This window comes from Gilliamella sp. Nev3-1, assembly GCF_001690435.1.
GTDB lineage: Bacteria > Pseudomonadota > Gammaproteobacteria > Enterobacterales > Orbaceae > Gilliamella > Gilliamella apicola_C.
Genome location: NZ_LZHN01000047.1, coordinates 1 through 10,056 on the forward strand (window position 1 = coordinate 1; position 10,056 = coordinate 10,056).

Genomic DNA, 10,056 nt, shown 5'->3' on the forward strand with positions numbered 1-10,056 from the left:
GGTAACAGTTAGCTGAGTGGTTAGTCTCTGTTACGGGGGGGCAACAGTTGGCTAAGTAGTTAATTTACTGTTACGGGGGGTAACAGTTAGCTGAGTGGTTAGTCTCTGTTACGGGGGGCAACAGTTGGCTAAGTAGTTAATTTACTGTTACGGGGGGCAACAGCTAGCTAGGTGGTTAATCTCTGTTACGGGGGGTAACAGTGAGCTAAGTAGTCCAATTACTGTAACGGGGGGTTACAGTGAACTAAGTAGTTAATTTGCTGTTACGGGGGGTAACAGTTGGCTAAGTAGTTAATTTACTGTAACGGGGGGTAACAGTTGGCTAAGTAGTTAATTTACTGTAACGGGGGTTTACAGCTAGCTGAGTGGTTAGTCTCTGTAAAGGGGGTTTACAGCTAGCTGAATTAATTTTTAATTTTATTTAAATAGGAGTATTCCCATGGAAACAATTGAAAACAACCAAGTTGGTGTTTTACGAAGTGATATTAAAATAGAGCTTCATACTGTTCCAGCAATTCAAATCTGGTACGGCAGAAAAAAAACTGATGATAAGCATCCAATTCAAAGTATGACAAGGGCTATTGCATATTTAAGAGTTATTGAAATTGCAACACGGTTGGATGATCCGTATGCTGATATGAGATTAACTAAATTCTATAAGCATATTACTAAAATTGAGAAATTACTAGATATTGAGAATTACTGTATCGATGAGGTCCTTAAATCAGTTCCGAGCGGTTTTAAAATAAGCGATGCAACATCTGTTAAGCCTGTCGATTTGAATCTCTTTATTAATGTTCCCAGTGGTTATCAATTAGTGTTTTTACTGTGTAAATTTGATTTATTTGTCCGAAAGGTTCAGCTAGCTAAACATATTTCATTAATCAAAAATAGTGATGCATCAGATAGGCAGAATATAATTGCTCATGAATTACGTTCGTTAATTACTTATATAACTAAATATAAACGTTTGGGTGTAACACGAAAAGATTTTGTCGATAATACCCCATTAGCAGCAAAAGCTATTGAGCAACTGGGAACTGTACCTGAAGAAATTCTAAATGCAGATAAAATGCGAGATAGAACCATCAATCACGAACTAACTCAATAAGGTGTTTATCTAATGAATGAGTTTTATAAAGATGAATATGCAAATACACTCTCTCCATTAGATTATCAATTTGCAAAACAACATCTATCCCTAAAAGGCCTTTTAAAGCCTTTTAAAGGTAAGGGAGAGTACGAAACTATTTTACAAGAAATTGAGTCCCACCTTTCTAGATTAGAAAACATTGCAGAAAGACTCATCAATGACACAAGAGATAAATTACCCATTAAGTATTTACCTTTTTATTTGAAAAAAAGACGCTTATCAAATGGTTCAGTATATTTAAGTTGGAAGTATAAGAAAATAGTCATAGGTGTTGATGGTAAAACCAGTCGTACCGAAATAGAGGGGAAACGATTGATATTAGATGCGTTAAAACAAAATAATTTGAGTCATGATGATAAAGTTTTTATCAAGCAATTAGAGGTTGATCGCTTAACTTTAAACTTTCAGATGAGGGTATGTATTCGAATCAGACACTTAATTAATGAAATGTTGCCCAAGTTTGATGAACTTAACATACCAACTAAATTAAATAATATGCGTTAATAAATTGGAGCAAGAAAATGGCAAGAGGAATAAACAAGGTAATTTTAGTTGGCAATCTGGGGCAAGATCCTGAGGTTCGTTATATGCCGAATGGTAATGCTGTTACTAATTTTAGTGTTGCAACATCAGAAACATGGAAGGATAAACAAACGAATGAAACCCGTGATCGCACTGAATGGCATCGTATTGTTGTATTTGGTAAATTAGCTGAGATTGCTGGTGAATACTTAAAGAAAGGTTCACAAGTCTATCTTGAAGGACAGTTACAAACGAGAAAATGGCAAGATAAGTCTGAACAAGATCGTTATACTACAGAAGTTGTGATTAATCCCATTGGTGGTACTTTACAAATGTTAGGTTCACGGGATGGTTCACAAAATTGGGGACAAAGTGCAAACAATTCTCCATCTGCACCAGTGCCACAATCAACAACGCAAAATGCACCAACTGCAGAACAAGCTACAGCTATGCCTGAGGAGCCACCAATGGACTTTGATGACGATATCCCATTCTAGGTGTGCCGTTTTGCTTTATAAATCAAGCTCTTATTGCTATTTTATGTCGCAAGTATAGGCTGTTGGAAAGCCTATTGCAAGCCTAACTTATCCTTGTCTAGTAATAGACTTGAATCTCGAAAGAGGGAGGGGAGTGCAGCATGTTAGGTCAAAAGGCTGGTGGCGGGGAAACTATCTACTTTGCGCCAGTCATTGCAAGTCCCATATGGTTAAACCTGATTGGTTGAATCATAGTCCATAGTGGGTTTCGGGATATCTTTGACTCACGATAGTTCAGGAGTCATACCAAGATTTACGATAATTATTGTTAGAAGGCTGTCGTATCCAACAATCTTGGCACCTGCTCGGTGAGAGTGGTAATTGGACGTAAGTGGAACCTAAATGGGACGTATCTTATTTATAAAGAAATGCGGGATCACCTAAGTTGGTTTGATATAAACAACCAATATGGTGACGGAGGCTCCATAGTACCCAATGTAGCCTTGTAATGAGGTAGCAGTCGGTTTAAATCCGACCTGAAATTTGAGTATAAGTATCGAGGTAACTCATTCGAAAACTAAAATGTAGGGGGGAAGGGAGACAGTTAGACACGATACTATAAGAAGCGAGGTTCAATAGTCAGTGCTATTAGAAAGAACACTCAATGCTCTAATTGGTATTAATAAAGCAAGTAAGCAAGGCTATAAGATTAAGAAGTTACACAAAATAATGTGTAATCATCAAGATCTTTGGATGCAGGCGTATGCCAACATCTACTCTAATCGTGGAGCCATGACGAAAGGGGTGGATTCAAACACACTTGATGGTATGAGTGTTGATAGAGTTCAAAATATTATCAACCAAATTAAATCAGGTGATTATCGTCCAAAACCTTGCAGACGCACACACATCCCTAAGGACGCTAGAAATCCGAATGGTAAGAAACGACCTCTAGGAATTCCTAGTGGCGATGACAAGTTGACTCAGGAGGTCATGCGAATGATCCTTGAGGAAGTCTATGAACCAGTTTTTAGTGACTGGAGCTATGGATTTCGCCCCAACAAGTCATGCCATACAGCACTTACTGAAATACGTAACGGCTGGAAAAGCACCAAATGGGTTTGTGATGTCGATATTAAGGGATACTTCGACAACATCAACCACGATCTGCTGCTGAAATTTCTTAGCAAAAAGATTGATGATCGAGCTTTCCTTGGACTTCTCAAGAAGTTCTTGAAAGCTGGTTATATGGAAGAATGGCGTTACTTTGGCACCCACAGTGGGACACCACAAGGGGGAATAATATCTCCTATATTAGCTAATGTTTTTCTCCACGAACTTGATGAGTTTATGAAAACTAAAATCAAAGAGTTTAGTACTGGAGGGCGAAGGAAACCCAACCCTGAATACAAACGGGCGTTACAAAATCGAGCTAACCGTATAAAGTGGATAAGACAAGGTTATGGAGCATCTGGCTACCCTGCTGATGAGCAGAAAATAGCCAAATGGGAAATGGAAATCAAAAACCTTGAAGAGCAACTAGCGAATATATCTAGTGTTCTAATGGACGATCCGAACTTTAAACGTATGCGGTATGTTAGATATGCTGATGATTTCCTAATTGGGATAATTGGTTCTAAGCGGGAAGCAATGCAAGTAATGTCTGACATTACTGAATTTGTTGAGTCAGCATTAAAGCTTGAAGTATCGAAAGAGAAATCAAGCGTAGTTGACCCGAAACAAGGTTTTACCTTTCTCGGATATGAAGTTCTATGTCGTAGGGAAAATAAACGAGTTAAATGTGTTGTGGGGCACAACTCGGATGGCAGTAAAACTCACGCTGCAAAGCGCAGTATTACTGAGCATATTCACCTTGGTGTTCCGAGAGCAAAAATACAGAAATTCTGTGCGCTCCGTGGCTATGGGAATTACGAAACTGGCATGGATGGTTGTAGAGGAAAACCTGCAATGATGTACTTATCTGACTATGAAATTATTAGTCAATACAATGCTGAAATGCGTGGCTATGCCAATTACTATAACCTAGCACCAGTTCTATATCTAAATAAGCTACATTGGATATGGATGAACAGTCTTTTTAAGACGCTGGCTGGAAAACATCGCACATCTAGAACTAAGATCGCACGTCGATTGAAGCAGGCAGATGGTCGATATATCCACAGAGAAATGCGTAATGGAAAACTTTATGAACTCGAAGTTTTTCAACTTAAGAATCGAAGTGTGTCGCTAGCAGGTTTTGCCGATCCGTTTCCGAATGTTTATAAATATTCGAGCAGAACTGAATTGCTAGACAGAATGGTAGGTAACAAATGTGAATACTGCGGCACCGTTACTGGATATCTCGAAGTTCACCATGTGCGTAAACTGAAAGATATTAAGGATGGTACAGAACCTTGGAAAAGACTGATGATTGCCCGTTATCGGAAGACGTTAGTTTTATGTAAGGACTGTCATGTCGAACTTCACAGAGGGACGCTGCCAGACTATAGAAACTTTGCTAAGTCTAGCGGAGAGCCGTATGCATGGAAATGTGCACGTACGGTTCGGTGGGGGGACAACGGCTAACCCTTTTTAGGGCGCACGTGTCCTACCCAACAGTTTACTTTATAAATATTAAATAGATAATCTAGCTAAAAGTAGTTAGGCTATCTATTTTTCGAGGGTTATTTTTAAAATTCTTAATATTTCTTTTTTAGGTTTATTTTGCATTTCGTTGTATCTCATTTTTAATGATAATGCTTGAGTTGCTAATATGACTATGTAGGGAACTGACTCTGATTTTTCGTAATTTTGATATGTTCTTGTTGTCACGTTTAATTGTTCTGCTGCAATCTCTTGACACCAACCGAAACCTCTCCTCCAAATTTTTAATTCATATCCGTTCATATCGTCATTCTCTAATTTAAAAACACGAAAATTTTTCGTATTTTGGTTTGAAATTTTATTCATATTTATAACTGAATAAATCAGAAAATAAAATGATATATTGAATAATTTAAAAAAATTAATAATAATAAATTATAAGTATGTAGAAAGGTAGAAGATAATATGCACTTATATAAAGTTTTGCCTAATAGTACAATATTTCATGTCATTGAACGGAATCAATATGAAAAAGATACACAAAGTAAATTTCCTTTCGTTCAACAAAATGACAAAGGTGAAGCTTGCTATTTTGCTATTTGTAGTCATCTAATATTTTTTTAACTCTATAAAAATGAGGTTAAGCATAAGAATAACTGGAATTATCCCCACAACACCCGCAATCCCGAAAAAAAAAACTGCTAAAAACACGGAAAGGAAAATAGCTACAAACGATAAAATAATTATTATTCGTTTCAAATTTTTAACATTCATTCTATTTACTCCTTGAATAGCTAATTAAAGTATATTTATAACTTCTCAGAGGCTATAAATTTATCTAATTGTTCCCAGAAGAACTCATTATTTTTTTCTGTAAAATTATTAATCAAATAGTCGTATTTTTTCATATTGATAGGTTCGTAGTTATTTAATATTTTTTTAGCTCTACAAAAATTAAAATATCTAAAATCGCAGGAATAAATAAAACCAGTCCCGATAGGGAGAAAAAATAGATAAAAGAAATGTATAAAACTATTAATAGGCGAATTATCGTCTAATAAAAAGACGCACATAAAAAATAAAAAAGCGAAGTATGCCAAAGTATAAAGAAAATACGTTAACATTTTTGTGGCATATCCCGATTTATCGATAGATAGCATTTCAAGTTTTCTAAGTTGCTTCATTCTTCTATTTTGATCTTTTGACATTGTTATCTCCTCTTGATAATTACCTCTTCGTGGGTTTTGTAATCAGAAAATGAATGATTAACGGGAATAGCCATATCTATCATTATTTACTCCAATAATTGTTTATTGAACTTTAATTATAATTATGCTGTATATGTTTTTTATTATTAAATCAATATTCCATTTAGCAATATTGATTTAACTATCCCATATTTATTTCAATTCATTAATATTCAGTCATCAAAAACAATAAGAGAATGAATGTTAATGAAATTATTTATTTGTGAAAAACCTAGTCAAGCTAAAGATATCCAGAAACATATTGGAGCTACAGTTAATGATAACGGTTTTTATCGTAGCTCCGATGGAAAAATATGTATTACATGGTGTGTCGGTCATTTGCTGGAACTAGCAGAACCACATGTTTATGACGAAAAATTTAAGAAGTGGAGCATAGACGATTTGCCTATTTTACCTGAAAAGTGGGTTTATAATATTGCTCAAAAAACGTCAAAACAATTCAAAGTGGTTCAAGGGTTAGTAAAAAAAGCTAACGTCATTATTATTGCAACAGACCCCGACCGAGAAGGTGAAGCTATTGCGTGGTCTCTGTTAGAGCGTTTTAACTGGAAAGGTGAAACTAAAAGATTATGGTTTTCGGCACTTGATGATGCATCAATAAGAAAAGCTCTCGCTAATCTTAAGATTGCTAGTGAAACTTATCCTTTATATTTAGCAGCCCAAGCTCGAGCAAAAGCAGACTGGTTAGTTGGGTTAAATAGTACCAGATTATTTACGTTATTAGGTAGAAATTCGGGTTTTGAAGGAGTTTTATCAGTAGGTCGTGTTCAGACACCAGTACTAAAACTAATTGTCGATAGAGATAGAGAAATTAAAAATTTTATACCGAAACCTTATTTTTCTATTAATATTCATTTATCAAAAACATCGCAGATATTTAATGCTACATGGATGCCTGAGGAGAATATAGACGAAGCTGGGCGGTGTTTCAGTGAATCGTTTGCAAGACAAATAGCACAAAAGCTACAGCATTCAAGAGAAGCAAAAGTTATTGATGTTAACACTGAACGGGTTAAATTCTCTCCTCCTTTAGCATTTAGTTTAAGTGACTTGCAGAAAGCCTGCTCTAAAAAGTATGGTATGTCTATGCCTCAAGTGCTGAATATTGCTCAATCCCTTTATGAAACCCATAAAATTACAACTTACCCAAGAACTGATTGTGGATATTTGCCCGAATCAATGTTTGATGAAGCCGAAACCATAGTTTCTGTCATTATGAAAAATGATCCTGAAATGGCAAAATTTATGCCACAGGTTAATTTAGCCCATAAGTCTCGACTTTGGAATGATAAAAAAGTAACCGCACACCATGGCATTATCCCAACGTCAAAGATTATTGAATTGTCACAACTTAGTGCAGATGAATTAAAAGTCTATGATTTGATTCGACGAAATTATTTAGCTAATTTCATGGTGCATAATGAGGTAGATAAAACAGTAGTTAATTTAATTAGTGCTGAGCAGAAATTTCAAGCAAAAGGTACAGTGCTAGTCGAACTGGGATGGAAAGTATTATTTGCAAAAGACAACATTGAAAATGCTGAAGATGTTGATGATAAACAAAAACTCCCTGTTTTATCTTCAGGAGATACCTGTATTATCTCTAAAGTAGATATTAGATCATTACAAACTAAGCCACCAGCACATTTTGATGATGCTAGCTTGCTTGATGCAATGAAACAAATTGCAAAATATATAGAAAACCCTCAGCTAAAAAAAATGTTAAAGGAAACATCAGGGATCGGTACAGAAGCAACAAGAGCAGGAATTGTAGAAACATTAGAAAAACGTAATTACATTGAACGAAAAAAGAAAGCTATCTTAGCAACTGATATTGCCTACGCACTGATAGACACATTACCTCCAGTTTTAAAAGATCCTGGTATGACAGCCTTGTGGGAGCAAGAATTAGAAAATATTGCAACGGGTCAACAGCAACAAAGCGAGTTTATGCGTAAACAGTATATTTTTATTAACCAACTTATTCAAACGTATAAAAGAGCTGAATTACCTAAAAATACAACGAAAAATTCAAAAGCAAAATCATACGATTGCCCTGAATGCAAAAGTGGTGCACTCATTAAAAGAGAAGGTAAAAACCAAAAGGGAAAATATATATGGTTTGGTTGTTCTCGTTATAAAGATGGGTGCAAATTTACGTGTTTTGGGGATAAGAAAGGTAATCCTATTCTAAGGAGTGTAAAATGAGCCATTCAAATTCTAAGAACAAAAAAATGTGGCAGTACGCTATTGATTTACATAAACAGCTCTATCCAAACGACTTCGGTGTTCTCATCAAAGACGGCGGTTATTTTCCTAAAATCAGCGAGATACTTATTACACGCCGAAAAAAAAGAATTTACAGTTTACTCGATATAGAACGATTACCGTCACATTTAATGTCATCGAATTCATTACCTTTAGTTGTGAAAACTGGCAATGGGCGACGGTTGATGTTTCAAGATGCCTCTGGTTTTTTTAGAATAAAACTAAATAATGAGCATACTATTCATATTTTACGATCTGTTCTGAATTCTAAAATATCAATTGAATATACGATTGGAACTGAAAAAGCGTTATTGCTGCTACATGATATTTGTCAAACTGGTGTGAAAAAGTTAATCAGAAATTTGCCCAAGAGTGGTGTTTGGGAAATATATGACTACAATAATTTACCGTATTACCAAAAAATTAAAACTCAAATAGTCGACGAATTTGAACGATTTGCTGTACATCCTAAATACAAAATATTAGAAGATGATTTCAAACAATTTTTTGATGATATTGAATATTATACTCGATACGGCCAATCTGGAATGAGAAAAGTTTTATTAACAGGTCCTCCCGGGACGGGTAAAACCACTATTGTTAAATCTCTAGCATCTATTCATAGAAAAAATATTGCTATTATTTACGCATCGGGTGACAATTTTTATCTAGCGTGCAAAGAAGCGGCAAAAAAACAAAGGCCAGTATTAATTATTGCAGAAGAAATCGATGAGTTGTACCGTGCAAATGCGTCGGTATTAAGTTTCCTTGACGGTAGCCTGACTCCAGTAAACAAAGCTGGCACGTATGTCATATTTTCGACAAACTATCCCAAAAGGATAGATCCGCGTATTAGCAAACGACCTGGTCGAATTGACAGAATAATTTCAGTTGGTGCTTTTAGACGCAAAGCCGCTATTGAGTGCGCAAAAATGTATCTTCCTGCCGATTGTAACATTGCTGACAAGGAATTGGGGGACGCATTAGATAGAACAACTCCAGCGGAGATCAAAGAGATTATCAATGTTGCATTGGGTATGATAAGAGCAACAAAAGATGATTTAACAGGTAATGCGCTTATTAATGCGCGAAAATATCTTAGCAAGTCATTAAAAATTGCTATTAATGAATGTGACGAAGACTCTGATTTTCGAAATGATCATTATGATGAATATGGTCCTGAGCCAGATTATAATGATTATTGATATTGTAAAATTAAATGAATTGTGACAGAATCAAGACTTACTCCGGTGTTTTTGTGGTTTTGCGGTCATAAAATCACTAATTTATTTCAGATTAATTTTTAACCCTTATTAATTTGAAATCCTAAGTCCATAATTTATGGCTGCTTGTAACAACTCTGTGTAACGTTACAACTATACATACGGTTGGATAGAGCTGTATGTGTATCAGAGCTGATTTAATTCACATCAATTTTGAAATATATTTGAATATACAACAAGGAACAAGGTGGTTCTTGTTCCTGTCCTTATGCCAGAACTCAGGGTGAATACCATTGTTCATTGGTTTATTGTAAAACAGTGGTATTTACCTTGTTTGTTCTATAACAACACCAAAACTGAATGGTAAAAAATCAGTAGCCCTTAGTGCGTTAACGCGTGCCAGATAAAGCTGTTTAAAACAGATTTGTTTATTCGGTTCAACTCAGCTAACTAAATAGCGAATCGAGAATATGTGCAAAATGACATGATTTTTGAGGGGAGAGTGCATTTTGTCACTTTTTATTGAGTAATATTTAACTCTA

At 35.4% G+C, this 10,056-nt stretch carries 8 protein-coding genes and 1 pseudogene; 7 read left to right on the top strand and 2 right to left on the bottom strand.

Features of this window, described 5'->3' with window-relative positions; translation table 11 throughout:
• The first annotated feature begins 439 nt into the window (after positions 1-439).
• From A9G40_RS07770 to A9G40_RS07785, 4 genes and pseudogenes are all read left to right on the top strand, one after another.
• Complete coding sequence (locus A9G40_RS07770) at positions 440-1,111, top strand: PFL_4669 family integrating conjugative element protein (RefSeq protein ID WP_065582586.1); 672 nt, start codon at positions 440-442, stop codon at positions 1,109-1,111.
• Positions 1,112-1,123: 12 nt separating this feature from the next.
• Complete coding sequence (locus A9G40_RS07775; RefSeq protein WP_065582587.1) at positions 1,124-1,657, top strand: DUF3158 family protein; 534 nt, start codon at positions 1,124-1,126, stop codon at positions 1,655-1,657.
• A gap of 83 nt (positions 1,658-1,740) precedes the next feature.
• A complete protein-coding gene (gene ssb, locus A9G40_RS07780; protein ID WP_442902719.1) occupies positions 1,741-2,172 on the top strand; it encodes a single-stranded DNA-binding protein in 432 nt (143 codons plus the stop codon).
• 621 nt (positions 2,173-2,793) lie between these two features.
• Positions 2,794-4,668: pseudogene (locus tag A9G40_RS07785) on the top strand (reverse transcriptase domain-containing protein); the annotation flags it as partial.
• Between the two features lie 153 nt (positions 4,669-4,821).
• On the opposite strand, the gene A9G40_RS07790 reads toward A9G40_RS07785, so the two are convergent.
• Positions 4,822-5,121 (bottom strand): transcriptional regulator, encoded by a 300-nt coding sequence (locus tag A9G40_RS07790; protein ID WP_218057977.1) that lies wholly within the window; start codon positions 5,119-5,121, stop codon positions 4,822-4,824.
• Between the two features lie 99 nt (positions 5,122-5,220).
• Between A9G40_RS07790 and A9G40_RS14980 the strand changes: the two genes are divergently transcribed.
• The gene (locus A9G40_RS14980) at positions 5,221-5,379 is read left to right on the top strand and encodes a hypothetical protein (RefSeq protein WP_176700455.1); all 159 of its coding nucleotides are present in this window, start codon (positions 5,221-5,223) and stop codon (positions 5,377-5,379) included.
• 185 nt (positions 5,380-5,564) lie between these two features.
• Here A9G40_RS14980 and A9G40_RS07795 read toward each other — a convergent pair whose 3' ends face one another.
• On the bottom strand, positions 5,565-5,963 hold the full coding sequence (locus A9G40_RS07795; RefSeq protein WP_065582589.1) for a hypothetical protein: 399 nt from the start codon (positions 5,961-5,963) through the stop codon (positions 5,565-5,567).
• A 246-nt stretch (positions 5,964-6,209) separates the two neighbouring features.
• Here A9G40_RS07795 and A9G40_RS07800 point away from each other — a divergent pair, with 246 nt between their 5' ends.
• Positions 6,210-8,231: a DNA topoisomerase III gene (locus A9G40_RS07800; protein ID WP_065582592.1), complete on the top strand. Its 2,022-nt coding sequence runs from the start codon at positions 6,210-6,212 to the stop codon at positions 8,229-8,231.
• Positions 8,228-9,496 (top strand): AAA family ATPase, encoded by a 1,269-nt coding sequence (locus A9G40_RS07805; RefSeq protein ID WP_255307222.1) that lies wholly within the window; start codon positions 8,228-8,230, stop codon positions 9,494-9,496. The genes A9G40_RS07800 and A9G40_RS07805 overlap by 4 nt, the downstream gene beginning before the upstream one ends.
• Positions 9,497-10,056: the final 560 nt, after the last annotated feature.

What these genes read in the sequence shown, in the direction of transcription:
- A9G40_RS07775 (WP_065582587.1), top strand. Translation starts at nt 1,124, where the DNA reads ATGAATGAGTTTTATAAAGATGAATATGCAAATACACTCTCTCCATTA.
- A9G40_RS07800 (WP_065582592.1), top strand. Translation starts at nt 6,210, where the DNA reads ATGAAATTATTTATTTGTGAAAAACCTAGTCAAGCTAAAGATATCCAG.
- A9G40_RS07805 (WP_255307222.1), top strand. Translation starts at nt 8,228, where the DNA reads ATGAGCCATTCAAATTCTAAGAACAAAAAAATGTGGCAGTACGCTATT.
- A9G40_RS07795 (WP_065582589.1), bottom strand. Translation starts at nt 5,963, where the DNA reads ATGTCAAAAGATCAAAATAGAAGAATGAAGCAACTTAGAAAACTTGAA.
- A9G40_RS07770 (WP_065582586.1), top strand. Translation starts at nt 440, where the DNA reads ATGGAAACAATTGAAAACAACCAAGTTGGTGTTTTACGAAGTGATATT.
- ssb (WP_442902719.1), top strand. Translation starts at nt 1,741, where the DNA reads ATGCCGAATGGTAATGCTGTTACTAATTTTAGTGTTGCAACATCAGAA.
- A9G40_RS07790 (WP_218057977.1), bottom strand. Translation starts at nt 5,121, where the DNA reads ATGAATAAAATTTCAAACCAAAATACGAAAAATTTTCGTGTTTTTAAA.
- A9G40_RS14980 (WP_176700455.1), top strand. Translation starts at nt 5,221, where the DNA reads ATGCACTTATATAAAGTTTTGCCTAATAGTACAATATTTCATGTCATT.